General features: G+C 60.5%; 19 protein-coding genes. 15 read left to right on the plus strand and 4 right to left on the minus strand.

Features of this window, described 5'->3' with window-relative positions:
- The first annotated feature begins 31 nt into the window (after positions 1–31).
- The 10 genes from ACR0KL_RS15730 (at position 32) to smpB (ending at position 8,235) form a co-directional block, all read left to right on the plus strand.
- The gene (locus tag ACR0KL_RS15730; RefSeq protein WP_170679512.1) at positions 32–1,399 is read left to right on the plus strand and encodes an MFS transporter; all 1,368 of its coding nucleotides are present in this window, start codon (positions 32–34) and stop codon (positions 1,397–1,399) included.
- Positions 1,396–2,259: a penicillin-insensitive murein endopeptidase gene (mepA, locus tag ACR0KL_RS15735; RefSeq protein ID WP_170679510.1), complete on the plus strand. Its 864-nt coding sequence runs from the start codon at positions 1,396–1,398 to the stop codon at positions 2,257–2,259. Before ACR0KL_RS15730 ends, mepA begins: the two co-directional genes overlap by 4 nt.
- Positions 2,232–3,116, plus strand: a complete 885-nt coding sequence (locus ACR0KL_RS15740; protein WP_170679508.1) for an esterase-like activity of phytase family protein — start codon at positions 2,232–2,234, stop codon at positions 3,114–3,116. Before mepA ends, ACR0KL_RS15740 begins: the two co-directional genes overlap by 28 nt.
- Before the next feature lie 91 nt (positions 3,117–3,207).
- Entirely contained in the window at positions 3,208–3,855 is a 648-nt protein-coding gene (locus ACR0KL_RS15745) for a queuosine precursor transporter (protein WP_170379493.1), read from the plus strand.
- Positions 3,856–4,119: 264 nt separating this feature from the next.
- Positions 4,120–4,539 (plus strand): alternative ribosome rescue aminoacyl-tRNA hydrolase ArfB, encoded by a 420-nt coding sequence (gene arfB, locus ACR0KL_RS15750; RefSeq protein WP_170679506.1) that lies wholly within the window; start codon positions 4,120–4,122, stop codon positions 4,537–4,539.
- A gap of 60 nt (positions 4,540–4,599) precedes the next feature.
- Positions 4,600–5,346 carry an SDR family oxidoreductase gene (locus tag ACR0KL_RS15755; protein ID WP_170679504.1) on the plus strand — a complete coding sequence of 249 codons (747 nt, stop codon included), beginning with the start codon at positions 4,600–4,602 and terminating at the stop codon, positions 5,344–5,346.
- Between the two features lie 81 nt (positions 5,347–5,427).
- Complete coding sequence (locus ACR0KL_RS15760) at positions 5,428–6,441, plus strand: P1 family peptidase (RefSeq protein ID WP_170679502.1); 1,014 nt, start codon at positions 5,428–5,430, stop codon at positions 6,439–6,441.
- A 109-nt stretch (positions 6,442–6,550) separates the two neighbouring features.
- Positions 6,551–6,964, plus strand: a complete 414-nt coding sequence (locus ACR0KL_RS15765; RefSeq protein ID WP_170679500.1) for a cytochrome c family protein — start codon at positions 6,551–6,553, stop codon at positions 6,962–6,964.
- A gap of 204 nt (positions 6,965–7,168) precedes the next feature.
- Complete coding sequence (gene idi / locus ACR0KL_RS15770; protein ID WP_170459547.1) at positions 7,169–7,711, plus strand: isopentenyl-diphosphate Delta-isomerase; 543 nt, start codon at positions 7,169–7,171, stop codon at positions 7,709–7,711.
- 47 nt (positions 7,712–7,758) lie between these two features.
- Positions 7,759–8,235, plus strand: coding sequence for an SsrA-binding protein SmpB (gene smpB, locus ACR0KL_RS15775; RefSeq protein ID WP_170379480.1), 477 nt, complete (start codon positions 7,759–7,761; stop codon positions 8,233–8,235).
- Positions 8,236–8,298: 63 nt separating this feature from the next.
- On the opposite strand, the gene glpK is transcribed toward smpB, so the two are convergent.
- The 3 genes from glpK to panB all read right to left on the minus strand — a co-directional run bounded on the left by glpK (position 8,299) and on the right by panB (position 11,534).
- Positions 8,299–9,777 carry a glycerol kinase GlpK gene (glpK, locus tag ACR0KL_RS15780; protein ID WP_480777248.1) on the minus strand — a complete coding sequence of 493 codons (1,479 nt, stop codon included), beginning with the start codon at positions 9,775–9,777 and terminating at the stop codon, positions 8,299–8,301.
- A gap of 72 nt (positions 9,778–9,849) precedes the next feature.
- Complete coding sequence (gene panC / locus ACR0KL_RS15785) at positions 9,850–10,701, minus strand: pantoate--beta-alanine ligase (protein ID WP_170679496.1); 852 nt, start codon at positions 10,699–10,701, stop codon at positions 9,850–9,852.
- Positions 10,698–11,534: a 3-methyl-2-oxobutanoate hydroxymethyltransferase gene (gene panB / locus ACR0KL_RS15790; protein ID WP_480777249.1), complete on the minus strand. Its 837-nt coding sequence runs from the start codon at positions 11,532–11,534 to the stop codon at positions 10,698–10,700. Before panB ends, panC begins: the two co-directional genes overlap by 4 nt.
- 170 nt (positions 11,535–11,704) lie before the next feature.
- Between panB and ACR0KL_RS15795 the strand changes: the two genes are divergently transcribed.
- Positions 11,705–13,192, plus strand: a complete 1,488-nt coding sequence (locus ACR0KL_RS15795) for an ABC transporter substrate-binding protein (RefSeq protein ID WP_170679492.1) — start codon at positions 11,705–11,707, stop codon at positions 13,190–13,192.
- A gap of 9 nt (positions 13,193–13,201) precedes the next feature.
- Here ACR0KL_RS15795 and ACR0KL_RS15800 read toward each other — a convergent pair whose 3' ends face one another.
- Positions 13,202–13,528 carry an SH3 domain-containing protein gene (locus tag ACR0KL_RS15800; RefSeq protein WP_170379470.1) on the minus strand — a complete coding sequence of 109 codons (327 nt, stop codon included), beginning with the start codon at positions 13,526–13,528 and terminating at the stop codon, positions 13,202–13,204.
- A 105-nt stretch (positions 13,529–13,633) separates the two neighbouring features.
- On the opposite strand from ACR0KL_RS15800, the gene ACR0KL_RS15805 reads away from it, so the two are divergent.
- The 4 genes from ACR0KL_RS15805 to ACR0KL_RS15820 are packed head-to-tail and all read left to right on the plus strand — an operon-like array spanning position 13,634 to position 18,477.
- Positions 13,634–14,581, plus strand: coding sequence for an ABC transporter permease (locus tag ACR0KL_RS15805; protein WP_170679490.1), 948 nt, complete (start codon positions 13,634–13,636; stop codon positions 14,579–14,581).
- Positions 14,578–15,393 carry an ABC transporter permease gene (locus ACR0KL_RS15810; protein ID WP_170640558.1) on the plus strand — a complete coding sequence of 272 codons (816 nt, stop codon included), beginning with the start codon at positions 14,578–14,580 and terminating at the stop codon, positions 15,391–15,393. Before ACR0KL_RS15805 ends, ACR0KL_RS15810 begins: the two co-directional genes overlap by 4 nt.
- Positions 15,390–17,003 (plus strand): dipeptide ABC transporter ATP-binding protein, encoded by a 1,614-nt coding sequence (locus ACR0KL_RS15815; RefSeq protein WP_170679486.1) that lies wholly within the window; start codon positions 15,390–15,392, stop codon positions 17,001–17,003. Before ACR0KL_RS15810 ends, ACR0KL_RS15815 begins: the two co-directional genes overlap by 4 nt.
- 22 nt (positions 17,004–17,025) lie before the next feature.
- A complete protein-coding gene (locus ACR0KL_RS15820; RefSeq protein ID WP_170679484.1) occupies positions 17,026–18,477 on the plus strand; it encodes an aldehyde dehydrogenase family protein in 1,452 nt (483 codons plus the stop codon).
- Positions 18,478–18,525: the final 48 nt, after the last annotated feature.

Genomic DNA, 18,525 nt, shown 5'->3' on the forward strand with positions numbered 1-18,525 from the left:
CTTATTGGACAAAAGAATAACTGGGGCAGTCATGGCAGAGATTTCCAATCGCAAGCGCATCTGGGGCTGGTGGTTTTTTGATTGGGCATCGCAGCCTTATCATACGCTGCTGGTCACTTTTGTTTTCGGCCCCTATTTCGCCGGAGTCGCCGCAGGGTATTTCACCGATGCCGGGCTGGACCCGCAAGCCGCCGCCGCACGGGCGCAGACGGTCTGGGCCAATTGCCTGACCATCACCGGGCTGATCATCGCTTTCGGCGCGCCTCTGCTTGGGGCAATGGCAGATGTTTCGGGTCGCCGCATACCGTGGATTTTTGCGTTTTCGGTGATGTATGTGGTGGGGTCCGCCGCACTTTGGTACACGATGCCCGACGGTTCAAACATGTGGCTGATGCTGTCGGCCTTCGGGCTGGGCTTTGTCGGGGCAGAGTATGCGCTGATCTTTATCAACTCGCAGCTGCCTGATCTGGGCGATGATAGTCAGGTGGGTGAGATCTCGGGCTCGGGTTTTGCCTTCGGGTATTTTGGTGGGCTGATTTCTCTGGCGATCATGCTGGCGCTGTTTGTCGAACAACCCAGCGGTAAGACATTGATCGGGATGGAGCCTGCGCTGGGACTTGATGCCGCCACTCGTGAGGGTACGCGCTTTGTTGGACCTTTCACCGCCGCGTGGTTCGTTTTGTTCATGGTGCCCTATTTCCTGTGGGTACGTGATGACCCGAAAGCCGAGAAAACCGGCAGTTTCGCCGAGGCGCTACGCCTGCTGGGGCACTCAATCTCGAACCTACGGCACCGGGTCAGTCTGGCGACCTATCTCGGGTCGTCGATGTTTTACCGCGACGCGTTGAACGGGCTTTATAGCTTTGGCGGGGTCTATGCGCGGCTGGTTCTGGAGTGGGATCTGATCAAGATCGGTGTCTTCGGGATTGTCAGCGTTCTGGCCTCCGCCATTTTTGCGTGGATCGGTGGCAAGTTGGATCGGAAATACGGCCCTAAACCTGTCATTCTGGTTGCAATCTGGGTGCTGATCTTTGTCTGCGTCACCGTCGTTTCGATGGACCGGACGCAGATCTATGGCGTAGCGCTACCTGAAGGGTCCGGACTGCCCGACATGGTGTTTTTCGGCTGTGGCATCCTGATCGGCGGGATGGGCGGGGTTCTGCAATCCGCCAGCCGCTCAATGATGGTGCGCCATACCGATCCCGAAGCTCCGGTTGAAAGCTTCGGCCTTTATGGCTTGTCCGGCCGTGCGACTGCCTTTGCCGCGCCGTTGCTGATCGGGGTGGCAACGACTGTGACCGGTAGTGCAAGACTAGGGGTGTCACCAATCATTCTGTTGTTTATTCTGGGTCTATTCCTGATGCGCTGGGTAAAGCCGGAAGGGGATCAGAGCAGATGATTTTACTACGTTTTTTGGCACTATTAGCCACGATCACATGGGCAGGCACGGCGGGGGCGCAGCCTCTGGCCAAGCAATTGTTCGGGGCGCAAAAGCAAAGCTCACAACAAAAACCGGCCGCTTTCGGCAGTTATTCGCGCGGATGCGCCGCCGGATCGGTGCAACTGCCTGAAACCGGGCCCACATGGCAGGCCATGCGCCTGTCGCGCAATCGCAACTGGGGTCATCCCGAGGCGATCGATTACGTGCAGGACCTCAGCCGGTTTGCGGCCAAGCAGCCGGGCTGGAATGGTCTCTATGTCGGGGATATCAGCCAGCCGCGGGGCGGGCCGATGACCTCGGGCCATCGCTCGCACCAGTTGGGGCTGGATATCGATATCTGGATGCTGCCCGGAGACAACATGCGGCTGTCGCGTAACGCGCGTGAGAATATCTCGTCCATTTCCCTGCGTCGCGCGAACGGAGCATTCGTGAACGGCAACTGGACCAAACAGCACCATGCTGTGCTGCGTGCAGCCGCAAAGGACAAGCGCGTCGCGCGGATTTTCGTGTTCCCCGGTGCCAAAGTTCAGATGTGCAAGGAAGAGAAGGGTAACCGGGCTTATCTGCGTAAGATCAGGCCTTGGTGGGGGCATCACTACCACTTCCATGTGCGCCTGAAATGCCCGCGCGGGTCTAAAGGCTGCGTCAATCAGGACCCGCCGCCAAAGGGTGATGGCTGCGCACAAGCGCAGGAATGGGTCAACAATATCCTCAACCCTCCGCCACCCGATCCGAACGCACCTGCGCCCAAGAAACGTCGCGAATATGTTTTGGCCGATCTGCCCCAGCAATGCGCTACCGTTTTGTCATCCAACTGATTGCCGCTGCTTTGTGGGCCGGTCAGGTCGCAGCGGTTGAGGTCAAAAGCGCCACATATCTGGGCAGCTATACATGGGTTGAGGCAAGTGATTGGTTCGGGGGTTTCTCAGCCATTCACCTGAGCGAAGATGGATCCTACGCTGCGATTCTGAGCGACCGTGCGACCTTGGCCACGGCCCGGATCACCCGCGATGGAGATGCGATATCGGGTGTCGAAGTGCAAAACCGCGGGCCGCTTCTGTCCAGCATGGGGCGTAAGCTGAGCGGCCGGGCGGGGGATTCCGAAGGAATCGCCCTTGCGCCAGGTGGCGGCTTTTTCGTGTCCTTCGAAGGTGTTCATCGCGTGGCCTATTATAGCTCTCCGGAGGCCAACGCGCAGGTTCTGCCGCGCCCTCAAGCCTTCAGCGCGCTGGATCGCAACGGCTCATTCGAAGGGCTGGCGATTGACAGGCAAGGGCTCCTCTATACCCTGCCGGAGAAAACCCGCACGGCGAGCGGCGATATACCGGTTTTTCGCTGGGACGGGGCCACCTGGACGACCCCTTTTACCCTGCCACAGCGGGGTCGCTTCCTGCCCGTTGCCGCTGATTTCGGCCCGGATGGGCGCTTCTATGTGTTGGAGCGCTCGGTCGCATTCATCGGATTTCGGACCCGACTGCGCCGATGGGACGTCTCAAATGACACACCTCGCGCCGAGGAGGTTCTGCTGGAAACCGAAACCGGCACATATGACAACCTCGAAGGTCTGTCGGTCTGGCGCGACGATCAGAACCGCCTGCGCGCCACGATGATCTCGGACGATAACTTTCTGGCGCTACAGCGGACTGAGCTGGTGGAATACCTCCTGCCCGATTGACAGGACCAGACCAAGGGTCTAAACGCACGGCTTGCCTTGGGATGAGCCCTTGGCCAAGTCGCCGCTACCTTGTCAAAACGGGCATCTGAAAATGCAACGCTCTTATATTCCCGGCATCCTTGCCATGGCCGCCATTGTTGTGGCCTCGAACATTCTGGTTCAGTTCCTGATCCTCGACGGTCTGCTGACCTGGGGTGCTTTCACCTATCCGCTGGCCTTCCTGGTCACTGACATCATGAACCGCGTCTATGGCGTGGGTCCGGCCCGCAAGGTCGTGTTCGCCGGGTTTGTCACCGGTATCATCTGCTCGCTGATCGGTAGCCAGATCATGCTGCAGGGCGATGGTTTCACCTATGCCGCCGTACCGCTGCGGATCGCTGTTGCCTCGGGCACCGCCTTCCTGATCGCGCAGCTGACCGATGTCACTGTGTTCAACGCCATGCGTGGTGGCCGCTGGTGGCGAGCGCCGTTGGTTTCGACTCTGGTCGGATCGGCGCTGGACACTGCGATCTTCTTTACACTGGCCTTCTCGGCCTCGGTCACTTTCTTCGGCGCCAACGCTGACGCAGCAATCAACTGGGCATGGGAGCCTGTGCCGTTCATGCTGTCCGGCCCGATGGCTCCGCTGTGGGTCACGCTGGCCTTTGCGGACTGGCTGGTGAAGCTGTCACTGGCCCTGATTGCCCTGATCCCGTTCAAGGTGATCGTCGCCCGTCTGACCGCCGCACAGCCTGCGTAAAAAAGTGCTTTGAGAATGGCGCATCTTGTGTCAGGCTCAAAACTAACCGCAACAGATAGAAAAGGAGGTGATCCAGTGTCAAGAAAGAGATTGGAGAGAGGTGTTGGAACAACCGGGGGGAAAGCCTGCTAGGGCAGCCCTTGGCGGAGCGCTCGCTCCGGCTGGTCGATTGATCTAACCGACCCGACCTCCTTGTACTTTCGAAGGGCCGTCCCACCGGGGCGGCCCTTTCTGTTTCCTCCCGCGCCTTGTAAGGTCTGACCCATGTTGCGCATCACAGACGATATCATTCTGCAGGATTGGGAAATGACCGAGAGCTTTGTCCGCTCCTCCGGTCCCGGTGGGCAGAACGTCAACAAGGTTTCGACCGCTGTCGAGCTTCGGTTTGAGGCCGCGCGCTCTCCATCCCTGCCGGATCCGGTGAAGAACCGCTTGAAACGTCTGGCCGGGCGGCGCTGGACCAAGGATGGCGCGATCATCATTCAATGCGAAGAAACCCGCTCTCAGGCCCGCAACCGCGAAATTGCGCGCAACCGATTGGCAGAGCTGATCGCCCGAGCGCTGGTCAAACCCAAGCGGCGGATTGCCACCAAGCCCACCTACGGCTCGGCCAAACGCCGTCTCGCCGCGAAAAAGGCCCGTGGCGACGTAAAGGCGCTGCGCGGCAAAGTATCTGAAGATTGATCTGGTATCTTGCCGACCTGTTGATACTCTGACCCGCAAAAACGGCAGGAGGGTAACGCCATGAGGCTGGAGGGGAAAACGGCAATCGTAACCGGCGGCGCATCTGGATTCGGGGCCGGGATCGTACAGACGTTTCTGGCCGAGGGCGCGCGCGTGATGATCGCTGACATCAACGGCGACGCGGCGCAGGACCTGGCGGCCCAACTGAGCTCCGCCGCCATAGCGCAGCGGGTGGATGTCAGCGACGGCGCGTCGGTTCAGGCGATGGCCGACGCGGTCGAGGCCACCTTTGGGCAGCTCGATATTCTGGTCAACAACGCGGGCGTCACCCACATGCCCACCCCGCTGGAAGACGTGAGCGAAGAGGATTTTGACCGCGTATTCAACGTGAACATGAAGTCCGTCTACCTGACCGCCCGCGCCTTTGTCCCGGCGATGAAAGCGCGCGGCGCCGGGGCGATCCTCAACGTCGCCTCAACTGCCGGGCTGTCGCCGCGCCCCAATCTGAACTGGTACAACGCCTCCAAGGGCTGGATGATCACCGCGACGAAAACCATGGCGGTCGAGCTGGCCCCCTCCGGCGTGCGGGTCAACGCCATCTGCCCGGTTGCCGGGGAAACGCCGCTGCTGAAATCCTTCATGGGCGAAGACACGCCCGAGATTCGCACCAAGTTCCTCTCGACCATCCCTCTTGGCCGCTTTTCAACCCCACAGGACATGGCCAACGCGGCCCTGTTCCTCTGCTCAGACGAGGCCAGCATGATCACCGGCACAGCGCTTGAGGTCGACGGTGGCCGCTGCATCTGATCCGCTCTTCATCTGGCCAAAAATACCTCCGCCGGAGGCAGCGCGCGCCAGCGCGCTTTCGGCCCAACACAAAAGGTGAAAATGACCCCCGGACTCCGAAACCTGATCACCGATGTCCCCGGCCTTATGGTCGGCAACGCACAGGACACAGCGCTGAAGTCCGGCACAACCGTTCTGACTGCCGATGCACCATTCACTGCCTCGGTTCACGTGATGGGCGGAGCCCCCGGTACGCGCGAAACCGACCTGCTGGCCCCCGACAAATCCGTCACCCATGTCGATGCCATCGCTTTGTCCGGCGGATCGGCCTTTGGTTTGGATGCCTGCTCGGGCGTCTCGGACGCGCTACGGGCACAAGGCCGGGGGTTTCCCGTTGGGGACATCCGGGTCCCAATTGTCCCCGGCGCTATCTTGTTCGACCTGTTGAACGGCGGTGACAAGTCGTGGGACGAAAACCCTTACCGCGCTTTGGGACGCAAGGCTTTCGAAACCGCCAGCGAGGACTTCACCTTGGGCACAACTGGGGCAGGGACCGGAGCCTTGGCGGCGATGCACAAAGGCGGGCTGGGCTCGACCTCATTCGTTTTGGACAACGGAGTGACCGTTGGCGCTTTGGTGGCAGCGAACCCGCTGGGTAGTGTGACAACGCCGGGTGATCGCCACTTCTGGGCCGCCCCGTTCGAGATTGGCGATGAATTTGGCGGTTTAGGGCCTGATCCCAGCGCCGGACTGGGCCAACCGCAAATCAGCCGTAAGTCGCAGGCCATGCGTGCCGACCCGCAGAGGGCCAACACGACGATAGCAATCGTTGCCACCGACGCGGCCCTCTCCAAACCTCAATGTCAGAGACTGGCGGTCGCCGCCCATGATGGGATCGCGCGCGCAATCGTTCCCGCGCATACGCCGGGCGATGGCGATCTGGTGTTTGGCGTCAGCACCGGGGCAAAGCCCATGACCTCGGAGGTCGAGCTTGGGCAGATCGGCCATGCGGCCTCTCTCTGTCTGGCGCGGGCGATCGCGCGGGCGGTTTATCTTGCGACACCTGTCTACGACGATTTGCTACCTTGCTGGTCGACTCTAAACGCGACAGATTAGAAACGCCTGTACAAGCGCCTATAGGCGCGTATGCGCGGCAATCTGCGCGTTGACTCTGGGCCGTTCAAAAGCACCATCTGCGCAAGCCACCAAGTATCGGAGCCAAAATATGAATCGCATCCTAGCTACAGCAATCATCGGCCTGCTGGCCCTGCCAGCCTATGCGGAAGGCGACGCCGAAGCAGGCAAGAAAGCCTTTAACAAGTGCAAATCCTGCCACATGATCGCAGACCCAGAGGGCGAAGTGATCGTCAAGGGCGGCAAGACCGGGCCGAACCTCTATGGCATCGCGGGTCGGACTGCGGGCACCTATGAGGGATTCAAATACGGTGACAGCATCGTTGCTGCCGGTGAAAACGGGCTGGTTTGGGACGAAGAGAGTTTCGTCGCTTATTCGCAGGACCCTAAAGCGTTCCTGAAGGATTACCTGGGCGAGACCTCGGCCAAATCCAAGATGTCGTTCCGTCTGAAAAAAGGCGGCGAGGATGTCTATGCCTACATCGTGAGCGTCTCTGGCCAGTAAAATCGGCCGAAAATCCTGTTGGACATGACGAAAGGCCGCACACCTGCGGCCTTTCGTGCGATTGATAACCTGACCAATCATTGCCACTTTCGTTCCATGCGGTGCCTGTGCTCAGCCTTATGACACCGAACCGCCACGCCGATCTGGCCACTACATAACCCCAAATTCCCGCTGTTCCGGCGGATCGGCATCAGGAGATGACAGATGGGATTGATGATTCCGGCCTGGGTTGATGGCCAATTGACCCCCGTCGACAAGCTGGAGGCGCATGAAAAGGGCCTCAAGCACAAGGCCGTGTCTGTCTTTGTCGTGCGGGGCACCGAAATTCTGCTGCAGCGTCGCGCCATGGGCAAATATCACACGCCGGGTCTTTGGGCGAATACCTGCTGCACGCATCCCGACTGGAACGAAAGCGCCTCAGCCTGCGCTGTACGTCGCCTGCGTGAGGAATTAGGGATCACCGGCCTTTACCCGGAATACCGCCACCGGCTGGAATATCACGCTGATGTTGGCAACAGCATGGTGGAACATGAGGTCGTTGACGTCTTCCTCGCCCATGTCCGTGGACCGTTGAAAATCGAGCCTAACCCGGACGAAGTGATGGATATCCGCTGGATCGACTACCATGATCTGCTGGCCGAAGTGCGCCGCCATCCCACCCGTTTTACGCCGTGGCTCAAGATCTACCTCGCCAACCATGCCGACACGATTTTTGGCCCAGATCTGATCATCTCGGCCAAGAGGTAAGCGCTGCGCCTTGCAAGGACCGCCCAAGCCGCCTACATCATCGCGTCATGGCCAAGCAGAAGACAGACCCGAATTACAAAGTCATCGCCGAGAACCGGCGCGCCCGCTTCGATTACGCAATCGAAGAGGATATCGAGTGCGGCATCATGCTGGAGGGCTCTGAGGTCAAATCCCTGCGGGCGGGCGGATCGAACATCGCCGAAAGCTATGCCTCGGTCGACGACGGTGAGCTATGGCTGATCAACAGCTACATTGCCCCCTATGAGCAAGCCAAGGTGTTCAAGCATGAAGAGCGCCGCCGCCGCAAGCTGCTGGTGTCGCGCAAAGAGCTGTCAAACCTTTGGAATGCAACCCAGCGCAAGGGCATGACGCTGGTGCCGTTGGTGCTGTATTTCAACCACAAGGGCCGGGCGAAGCTGAAGATCGGGATCGCCAAGGGTAAAAAGCTGCATGACAAGCGCGAAACTCAGGCCAAGCGGGATTGGTCGCGGCAGAAGCAGCGGCTGATGAAAGATCACAGCTAAATTGAAACGCTGTTGAGGGCGGTGCCGGGCTGAAGCCCGGCCTACTTGGTGTTTGGAGACCGATCAGAACGCCATGGCCGCCTGAACGGCGCGTTTCCAACGGGAATAGGCGGCGTCGCGATCCTCTTGCGGCATGTCAGGCTCGAATCTTTGATCCAACTGCCATGTCTCGGCGAAACCATCCTGATCAGGGTAGACTTCAGCCTTCATGCCCGCCAGCCAGGCCGCGCCCAAGGCGGTTGTTTCCTGCATCACGGGCCGATCCACTGGCGCGCCCAGAATGTTCGAGAGTCCCTGCATGGCCCAGTCAGATGCGCTCATCCCGCCATCGACGCGCAGGATCACCTCTGCCTCGGCCCCCCAGTCGCCCTGCATGGCGTGCCACAGGTCTCGGGTCTGGAAAGCGATGCTTTCCAGTGTGGCACGGGTGATTTCGGCCCGGCCCGAGTTGCGGGTCAGCCCGAACACTGCGCCACGGCAATCCGGTTTCCAGTAGGGCGCGCCCAGCCCGGTGAAGGCGGGCACCAGCACCACGTGCTGGTTCGGATCGGCCTGCTTGGCCAGATCGCCGCTCTGCGGGGCCGAGTCGATGATCTGTAGCGCGTCGCGCAGCCACTGCACGGCGGCCCCGGCAATAAAGATCGAGCCTTCTAGCGCATAGGTCCGTTGCCCATCCAGCTGATACCCGATCGTGGTGAGTAGACGGTTCTTCGAGGCAACCGGCTGCGTGCCGGTGTTCAACAGGGCAAAGCAGCCAGTCCCATAGGTCGATTTCATCATGCCGGGCTGGAAGCAAGCCTGTCCGATAGTGGCGGCCTGCTGGTCCCCGGCCACGCCCAGAATAGGGACATTGCCGCCAAGCAGCGTTGTCGCGCCGAAATCAGCGGCGCAATCCAGCACCTCTGGCAGCATCGCCATCGGGACGTCCAGCAGATCGCAGATCTCAACGCTCCATGCGCCTTTGTGGATGTCGAACAACAGGGTCCGGGCGGCGTTGGTGGCATCGGTGACGTGCTTACGCCCTTCGGTCAGCCGCCAGATCAGGAAACTGTCGATGGTGCCGAACAGCAACTCTCCGGCTTCGGCCTTTTCGCGGGCGCCGGGAACGGTATCCAACAGCCATTTGACCTTGGTGCCCGAGAAATACGGGTCCAAAAGCAGCCCGGTTTGCAGGGTCACGTCATCCTCGCACCCGGCTTGTTTGTAGCGGGCGCATATATCGGCGGTGCGGCGGTCTTGCCAGACAATGGCATTGTGGATCGCCTTGCCGGTGGACTTGTCCCAAACAACGGTGGTTTCACGCTGGTTGGTGATGCCGATCCCGGCGATTTGCGCAGGCGTTGTGCCCGTGGTTTCCATCACCTCCTGACAAACGCTCAGAACGCTGTTCCAGATATCCTCGACATCATGTTCAACCCAGCCTTCCTGCGGGAAATGCTGGGGAAATTCCTGCTGCGCCGTGCCCACGCGCTGCATCTGAGCGTCAAACAAAATGGCGCGCGATGATGTCGTGCCCTGATCAATAGCCAGAATATATGTCATGCCCGCGTTCCTCCCCCGGTGGTGTTTTGCGGGACTTTAGCGCAAACACTCGCGCAGGGGCCAGAGCAGAAATCAGGCTGCAGCGACCGGTATATTGTCGATCAGCCGAACGCCATCCGCCCAGGCGGTGACGAACAGGCGGGCCGGGCGGTCTGCGCGGGAAAGGGCCTGCAGCGTCTCAGAGCAGCGCAGGTCGATATATTCGACCTCGGTGAAGCCCGCCTCAACCAGGGTGTCCCGTGCAGCTTGCGCAAGCGGCGCGAAATCCGCGCCCTGTGACAGCGCCTCTGCCATTTCGCGCATGATCTGGTTCTTCTGCGCCGCGATCTGCAGACCTTCGGCTGAGAGGCGCAGGTTGCGTGAGGACATCGCCAAGCCTGATGGCTCACGTACGGTGGGGCAGCCGACGACCTCGATCGGGATATCCAAGTCACGGGCCATGCGCCGCACGACCAACAGCTGTTGGTAGTCTTTTTCCCCGAAATAGGCTCGGTCCGCCTGGGTTTGCAGGAACAGTTTGGCGACCACGGTGGCGACGCCTTCGAAGTGACCGGGGCGGAAGGGCCCCTCCATCACATCGGTCAGGCCCGCGACCGCTACAGTCGTCGAGAACCCCTCGGGATAAATCTGATCCGGGTCCGGCACATAGATCGCGTCAACACCATAGGGGGAGAGCTTTTCGGCGTCCTCATGCTCGGTGCGCGGGTAGTTGGCCAGATCCTCGGGGTTGTTGAACTGTTTGGGGTTCACAAAGATTGTGACAATCACGCGGTCGCATCCGGCCTTGGCCGCCTCAACCAGTGACAAATGCCCCTGATGCAGCGCGCCCATTGTGGGGACGACGCCGATGACCTCTCCGTCACGGTGCCATCGCGTGGTCAAGGCCCGCAGGTCCGCCAATCGGCGCAGAATAGGCGCGGTCATGTGCTGGCGCCCTTGGGGGCCTGATCCGCAAACACATGCTCATCCGCAGGGAAGGTGCGGGCGCGCACCTCGGCGGCGTATTCGGCAATGGCGGCTTCGGCCAATGGGCCAAGTTCGGCGTAGCGTTTGACGAATTTCGGTTTGAACGCGGTGAAAAAGCCAACCATGTCGTCGACCACAAGAATCTGTCCATCACAGCCGGCCGAGGCTCCGATGCCGATGGTCGGGATTTCCACCTCAGCCGTGATCCGGTCGGCCAGACCTTGCGGAACCTTCTCTAACACGACCGAAAACGCACCTGCCTGTGCCACGGCGGCGGCATCAGCCAGAACCGCTTCGGCCTGTTCGTCCCTGCCTTGCACCTTATAGCCGCCCAGAGTGTTGATGGATTGCGGCGTCAGGCCGATATGGGCCATGACGGGAATGCCGCGCTTGACCAGAAATCGGATGGTTTCGGCCATCTCGACCCCGCCTTCCAGCTTGACCGCACCCGCACCGGTTTCCGCCATCAGGCGGGCGGCATTGCGGAAGGCTAGCGCGGGGCTTTCTTCGTAACTGCCAAACGGCATGTCGATCACCATCATCGCGCCTTCCAGCCCGCGCGCGACGGCCTGACCGTGCAGGATCATCATCTCCATCGTTACGCCAAGGGTCGATTCCAACCCGTGCAGCACCATTCCGACGCTGTCGCCAACAAGGACAAAGTCGCAATGGGCGTCCATCAGTCGGGCCATCGGTGTGGTGTAGGCCGTCAGACTGACCAAAGGATCGCCGCCTTTACGCGCGCGGATATCCTCGGCGTTCGGGGCTTTTTTGCGGGCTGTGGCGCTCATGCTCGGCTCCGGCACGGTTCATGTTGCAGCGCGGCATAACAGATCGGAGCGGGCCCGCGAAACCCCGGTTGCGCGAACATTTCCTTGAATGACCCTAGGTTTAAGGGAACACTGGCCTCCGATAGGCCCGAAATACGCGGCTACGTTGACATCAACGGGGAGAGATTTTCATGACAAAGCAGATGTTTCGAACCTTCGGATCGGTCTTGGCGCTCAGCGCCAGTGTGCTGGCGACGCAGGCATTGGCGAAATCCGACATCACCATTGCCATGCAGCTGGAGCCGCCGCATCTGGACCCGACCAGTGCCGCAGCGCAGGCCATTGATTCGGTTGTTTACACCAATATTTTCGAAGGTCTGACCCGGTTCATGGGCGACGGCTCGGTCGTGCCGGGGCTGGCGGAAAGCTGGGAAATCTCAGATGACGGCACGGTCTATACCTTCAAGCTGCGCGATGGCGTGACCTTCCATGATGGCACCACGATGGATGCCGAGGACGTCAAGTTCAGCCTGGATCGCGCCATGGCCGAGGACAGTGCGAATGCGCAGAAGGCGCTGTTTTCTGGCATCGAAAGTGTCGAGGCGGTGGAGCCCCTGACCGTCAAAGTGACCCTGTCCGAGCCGAACGGGAATTTCCTGTTCAACATGGCCTGGGGCGACGCCGTGATTGTGGCCTCAGACAGCATCGACGACATCAAGACCAACCCGGTCGGAACCGGGGCGTTCACCTTTGGCGAATGGGTGCAGGGCGACAGCATCACGCTGAACCGCAATCCCGATTATTGGGGCGATCAGCCCGCGTTAGAGGCGGCTACGTTCAAGTTCATCTCGGATCCGACCGCCGCTTTTGCAGCCATGATGGCCGAGGATGTGGATGTGTTCGACAATTTCCCCGCGCCCGAGAACCTGCCTCAGTTCGAGGCCGATCCACGCTTTCAGGTGCTTGTCGGCTCCACCGAGGGGGAGACGATCCTGTCTACGAACAACAAGCAGGAGCCCTTTGACGATATCCTCGTTCGGCAGGCACTGGCCCACGCGATTGACCGTCAGGCGATCATTGACGGAGCCATGTTCGGCTATGGCACCCCCATTGGCACCCATTTCGCGCCGCATCACCCGGCCTATGTCGATCTGACCGGGCAATCTGCCTATGACCCGGAAAAAGCTAAATCCCTGCTGGCCGAGGCCGGCTTGGCAGACGGGTTCGAAACCACCCTGCATTTGCCGCCCCCGTCCTATGCGCGCCGAGGTGGAGAGATCATCGCCGCTCAATTGGCCGAGGTCGGGATCAAGGCCGAGATCATCAATGTCGAATGGGCGCAGTGGTTGGAATCGGTCTTCAAGGGCAAGGATTTCGGTCTGACTATCGTCAGCCATACCGAGCCGATGGATATCGGCATCTACGCCCGGCCCGATTACTATTTCCAGTATGAAAGCTCGGATTTCCAGGCGCTGATGGATCTGCTGAACACCACAACCGACCCGGATGAGCGCACCCGCCTGATGGGTGAGGCACAGCGGCTGATCTCCAGCGACTATGTCAACGGCTACCTGTTCCAATTGGCCAAGCTCGGCGTGGCCAAAGCAGGCGTTCAGGGGCTGTGGCAGAATGCGCCAACAGCCGCCATTGATCTGACCGCGATCAGCTGGGCCGAGTAACCTTCGGGGCTAACCCGCCCCATCAATCAGCCAATTGCTATGAACCCAGCCCTTGCGACGGGGCTGGCCATAGTAGACGCCGATCCACTCCCCTTGTTGTGCACAGGTGCGGACTGTGTCGCCGTTGCGCAGTTGGTCGACCTGGAAATAGTTTGACCCCGGTCCCGTGCGCACAGCCAGAAAGCCATCACCGTTTGGATCCAGACCCGAGACGATACTGGCCGCGCATCCTGCGGCTTGCCCGTCTTCGGTGATCACGAAATCCACATCCAGTTGCTGAGCGGGCGCCGCGCCCGCTGCGGCTAAAAACAAAGCCGCAAGTACAGGTATTCTCATCATCAATTTCCTTTCAAACAATGGTCTCAGGATAGGGCCCGCACTGATTCTCGACAATGGAACTGGTGCTGGACCCAAAGCGCGGCCCGGCCTAACGTGGCGCTGATGCTTCGCTATGCCCTCAAACGTCTGATTTCGCTAGTGATCAGCCTGGCGGTTGCCTCGGTGGTGATCTTCGCCGTGATCGAGATCGCACCGGGGGATCCAGCCTCATTCATGCTGGGCGTCAACGCGCAGCCCGATACGCTGGCCGCTCTGAGGGCCGAGTTGGGGTTGGATATGTCCAAACTTGATCGGTACTTTAATTGGATTGGTGGCATGCTGGTCGGCGATTTTGGTACCTCCTACACCTATCGCACGCCGGTGTCGCAGATGATCGCGGATCGGCTGTGGGTGTCCTTACCGCTGGCGCTCTATGCGCTGACCCTGTCCACCCTGATTGCCTTTCCAGCGGGAATCTACGCCGCCGCCCGGCGCGGGAAACCGGGCGATCTGACGGTCATGGGGGCCACGCAACTGGGCATTGCCGTGCCGAACTTCTGGTTCGCGATGATGCTGGTGCTGATCTTCGCCATCAACCTCCGCTGGTTCAACGCCGGAGGGTTCGCCGGTTGGGACAAGGGGTTCTGGACCGGGATGCATTCTCTGACCCTGCCTGCCATCGCTTTGGCACTGCCACAAGCGGCTATTCTGGCGCGGGTGATGCGGTCGTCGCTGCTCGACATACTTGGCGAGGATTTCATGCGCACCGCCCGAGCCAAGGGGCTTTCCCGTCGTCAGGCGCTGTGGAGACACGGAGTGCGCAATGCACTGATCCCGGTGCTGACGATCATCGGGCTACAGTTTTCGTTCCTGCTGGCTGGGTCGATCATCATCGAGCAGGTCTTCTATCTGCCCGGCCTCGGGCGTTTGGTGTTTCAGGCGATCTCGGCCCGTGATCTGATCGTCGTGGAATCCGTGGTGATGCTTCTGGTCTTCGCCGTCATCACCGTGAACTTTCTGGTCGATCTGGCCTATGCCGCCGTTGACCCACGGCTGAGGAGCCGGACATGAGCCGAAACCTGATCCTTGGCGCAGTGCTGTCGTCTCTGGTTCTGCTGGCGGCGCTGATCTCGTTTGTCTGGACGCCTTATGACCACGCCGCGCTGGACATTCCCGCGAAACTGCAGCCACCCAACGCGCAGCATTGGTTCGGCACCGATCACTTCGGGCGCGACATGTTCTCGATGATCATGGTCGGCGCGCGCACGTCCATCGCCGTTGCGTTGGTGGCGGTGGGGATCGGTATGGCGTTGGGCGTGCCCTTGGGCCTGACAGCGGCCGCACGCAAGGGATCTTGGCTGGATGAAGTCATCATGCGCGGTAATGATCTGGTCTTTGCCTTCCCCTCTCTGGTCATTGCCATCCTGATCACAGCCGTTTTTGGTGCCGGAGCGATCAATGCGATCATCGCCATCGGTATCTTCAACATCCCCGTCTTCGCCCGCATCACGCGAGGGGCGGCGCTGTCCTTGTGGGAGCGTGAGTTCATCCTCGCCGCCCGTGTCTCGGGCAAGGGAGCTGCACGGATCTCGGCGGAGCATATCCTGCCCAATGTCGCAAACCTGCTGATCGTTCAGGGAACCATCCAGTTCAGCCTTGGAATCCTAGCCGAGGCGGGCTTGTCCTATGTCGGTCTCGGCGCGCAACCACCCACGCCAAGCTGGGGCCGGATGCTGGCCGATGCGCAGACGATGGTCAGTTTTGCCCCGCATTTGGCTCTAATTCCGGGTCTGGCAATCATTGTGACGGTGTTGGGTCTGAACTTGCTGGGTGACGGTCTGCGCGACTGGCTGGACCCCCGCATTCGGGTGGCGCGGGCATGAGTTTGTTGCGGATCGAAAACCTGTCTCTGGCCATTCATGAAGCTGAGATTCTGAAGCAAGTCAGTCTGTCAATTGCGCCCGGTCAGATCGTGGCGGTCACGGGAGAGAGCGGCTCGGGCAAGTCCATGACTGCGCTGGCCATCATGCAACTGATGCCAGACGGCGCGAGCACCGACGGGTCGATACATCTGGACGGGCAAGAGATTCTAAACCTGCCTGAGACTGAAATGTGCGCCCTTCGCGGCGCGTCGATCGGAATGGTGTTTCAGGAACCGATGACCGCTCTGAACCCGGTCAAAACCATCGGTGATCAGGTTATGGAGACCATCCTGATCCACAAAGCGATGCCCCGCGCGCAAGCTGAGGCCCGCGCGCAAGAGGTTCTCAGCCGTGTTGGCCTGCCTCCTAACCGTTTCCCTCTGTCCCGCTACCCGCATGAGCTGTCGGGCGGTCAGCGTCAGCGCGTGGTCATAGCGATGGCGATCGCACTCAGGCCCAAACTGCTGATTGCGGATGAGCCCACGACAGCCCTGGACGTGACCACTCAGGCCCAGATTCTGGACCTGCTGAAAGGGCTGGTGCGCGAATACGACATGGGGCTTCTGATGATCACCCATGATCTGGCCGTGGTGGCCGATATGGCGGATCAGATCGTGGTCATGCGCCGGGGCGAAGTGGTCGAGAGCGGCGCAACCGACCATCTGCTTAAGAACATGCAGCACCCCTATACGCGGATGCTGTTTGACGCCTCGAACCATCAGGTTGTTTTACCCGAGACTGAGGAGGAAACGCCCTTGCTTGAGGTCACAGACGTGGTCCGTGACTACCGCCTGCCGCGCACGGGCCTGTTCTCAAAGCCCGCTCATATGCGGGCGGTGGACACGGTCAGCTTTACCCTCAACCGCGGAGAGCGTCTGGGTCTGGTCGGAGAGTCAGGATGTGGAAAATCGACCCTAACGCGGGCTATTCTTGGCCTTGAGGAGGTTCAATCCGGCGAAATCCAGCTAGATGGCGTACCCGTTTTCTCGGGCCACAAGCCAAATCTCGACGTGCGCCGCAAGATGCAGGTCGTGTTTCAAGACCCCTATGGCAGCTTCAATCCGCGCCACCGCGTCGCGCGGTTGATCACGGAGCCGTTTCACCTGCTGGAAACCCCTCCGACCGGGTCCGAGCGTCAGGACAGGATCGCCGAGATGCTTCGCGCTGTCGGCCTCAGCCCGGATGATGCCGGGAAATACATCCACGAATTCTCGGGCGGGCAGCGCCAACGGATCGCCATTGCCCGCGCGTTGATCATCCGCCCAGAACTGATCCTTTTTGATGAGGCAGTCTCGGCCCTCGACGTGTCGGTCAGGGCGCAGATCCTCGATCTTCTGGCGGAACTGTGCGCGGCCTATGATCTGACCTACCTGTTCATCAGCCACGATCTGAGCGTCGTGCGTACGATCACGGATCGGGTAATGGTGATGCAGGCCGGGAAAATCGTCGAACAAGGCGAGACTGAGGATGTCTTTGCCAATCCCGGTCACCCCTATACCCGCAAGCTGATCTCTGCCGCGCCGCAATTGCCCGAGATCGGCCGCAAAATCGCATGTTATTCTCTATGTTAGAGCCTAAATACAGGAGTTCCCAATGACTAACCCGATTTGGTTCGACCCCAGCCAATGCCTGATCGGCGGGGAATGGCAAAGACCGGAAGCAGGGGAATACTTGCCGCTTGTGAACCCTTCGGACGGGTCGGAACTCTGCCAGATCGCACGTGGTCAGCAGGCCGATATCGACGTGGCCGTTGCTGCCGCGCGATTTGCGTTGGATGGAGACTGGGGCCGGATGCCCGCGTTTGAGAGGGGGCGCATCCTGAGCAGACTTGGGCAATTGGTTCTGAACCGGGTGGACGAACTGGCCCGGCTTGAGGCGATGGACGTGGGCAAACCGCTGACCCAGGCCCGCGCCGATGCCATCGCTTTCGCGCGGTATTGCGAATTCTACGGAGGTGCGGCGGATAAGGTGATGGGTGAGACTATCCCCTATCTAGACGGATACACCGTCTACACCCTGCGCGAGCCGCATGGGGTCACGGGACATATCGTGCCGTGGAATTACCCGATGCAGATCATTGGGCGCTCGGTCGGGGCGGCGCTGGCCATGGGCAATGCATGCGTTCTGAAACCCGCAGAAGAGGCCTGCCTGACCGCCCTCGCCTTCGCCCATCTGGCGGTTGAGGCCGGTTTACCCACCGGGGCGCTGAATGTCGTCCCCGGTTTGGGGGCCGAGGCTGGCGCGGCGCTGTCCGGGCATCCGGGGGTCGATCATATCTCGTTCACCGGGTCGGTCGCGACGGGCGCTTTGGTGCAGCAGGCGGCAGGGCGCAATGTCGTTCCCGTGACACTGGAACTGGGCGGGAAGTCCCCGCAATTGGTGTTCGAAGACGCCGATCTGGAGGCGGCCCTGCCGTTTCTGGTCAATGCGGGCATTCAGAACGCGGGGCAAACCTGTTCGGCATCGTCGCGCATTCTAGTGCAGCGCGGTTTGTATGAGCGGGTCAAGGAGCAGATGGCCGAGGCCTACGCGCAACTGACCGTCGGGCCTGCGTTAGACGACCTGCGAGTAGGGCCGCTGATCTCGGATCGGCAGAAGGCAATTGTTTCCGGGTTTTTGTCCAAAGGCGCGGATTTGGCGATTGCAGGCCAGGGGCAGATCGTTCCGGAGGCACCAGAAGCGGGGGCCTATGTGCGCCCGACCCTCTTCGCCGATGTGCCAGCAGATCACGCTCTGGCCCGGGAAGAGATCTTTGGCCCAGTGCAGGTCTTGATCCCGTTTGAGACCGAAGAACAGGCTCTAACCATAGCCAATAGCACCGACTATGGATTGGTCGCCAGCATCTGGACGCGTGACGGGGCGCGGCAGATGCGATTGGCTAAGCGCCTGCGTTCGGGGCAGGTGTTCATCAACAACTACGGCGCAGGCGGAGGCGTAGAGCTACCGTTCGGAGGGGTCGGGAAATCCGGCCACGGTCGCGAAAAAGGGTTCGAGGCTCTCTATGGCTTTTCGCAACTCAAGACGGTGGCCGCCCTGCACGGCTAGAGCGTTTGCGTTTAATTTGAATCGAAATGCGCTGCGTCTCCCTGCGGT

The sequence above is a fragment of the Ruegeria sp. C8 genome, assembly GCF_056537565.1.

Coding starts and splice junctions, on each gene's coding strand:
- ACR0KL_RS15800 (WP_170379470.1), bottom strand. CDS start 13,528: ATGAGAATACCTGTACTTGCGGCTTTGTTTTTAGCCGCAGCGGGCGCG.
- ACR0KL_RS15745 (WP_170379493.1), top strand. CDS start 3,208: ATGCAACGCTCTTATATTCCCGGCATCCTTGCCATGGCCGCCATTGTT.
- mepA (WP_170679510.1), top strand. CDS start 1,396: ATGATTTTACTACGTTTTTTGGCACTATTAGCCACGATCACATGGGCA.
- arfB (WP_170679506.1), top strand. CDS start 4,120: ATGTTGCGCATCACAGACGATATCATTCTGCAGGATTGGGAAATGACC.
- ACR0KL_RS15805 (WP_170679490.1), top strand. CDS start 13,634: ATGCTTCGCTATGCCCTCAAACGTCTGATTTCGCTAGTGATCAGCCTG.
- ACR0KL_RS15740 (WP_170679508.1), top strand. CDS start 2,232: ATGCGCTACCGTTTTGTCATCCAACTGATTGCCGCTGCTTTGTGGGCC.
- panC (WP_170679496.1), bottom strand. CDS start 10,701: ATGACCGCGCCTATTCTGCGCCGATTGGCGGACCTGCGGGCCTTGACC.
- smpB (WP_170379480.1), top strand. CDS start 7,759: ATGGCCAAGCAGAAGACAGACCCGAATTACAAAGTCATCGCCGAGAAC.
- ACR0KL_RS15755 (WP_170679504.1), top strand. CDS start 4,600: ATGAGGCTGGAGGGGAAAACGGCAATCGTAACCGGCGGCGCATCTGGA.
- glpK (WP_480777248.1), bottom strand. CDS start 9,777: ATGACATATATTCTGGCTATTGATCAGGGCACGACATCATCGCGCGCC.
- ACR0KL_RS15810 (WP_170640558.1), top strand. CDS start 14,578: ATGAGCCGAAACCTGATCCTTGGCGCAGTGCTGTCGTCTCTGGTTCTG.
- ACR0KL_RS15765 (WP_170679500.1), top strand. CDS start 6,551: ATGAATCGCATCCTAGCTACAGCAATCATCGGCCTGCTGGCCCTGCCA.
- ACR0KL_RS15760 (WP_170679502.1), top strand. CDS start 5,428: ATGACCCCCGGACTCCGAAACCTGATCACCGATGTCCCCGGCCTTATG.
- ACR0KL_RS15820 (WP_170679484.1), top strand. CDS start 17,026: ATGACTAACCCGATTTGGTTCGACCCCAGCCAATGCCTGATCGGCGGG.
- ACR0KL_RS15815 (WP_170679486.1), top strand. CDS start 15,390: ATGAGTTTGTTGCGGATCGAAAACCTGTCTCTGGCCATTCATGAAGCT.
- idi (WP_170459547.1), top strand. CDS start 7,169: ATGGGATTGATGATTCCGGCCTGGGTTGATGGCCAATTGACCCCCGTC.
- panB (WP_480777249.1), bottom strand. CDS start 11,534: ATGAGCGCCACAGCCCGCAAAAAAGCCCCGAACGCCGAGGATATCCGC.
- ACR0KL_RS15730 (WP_170679512.1), top strand. CDS start 32: ATGGCAGAGATTTCCAATCGCAAGCGCATCTGGGGCTGGTGGTTTTTT.
- ACR0KL_RS15795 (WP_170679492.1), top strand. CDS start 11,705: ATGACAAAGCAGATGTTTCGAACCTTCGGATCGGTCTTGGCGCTCAGC.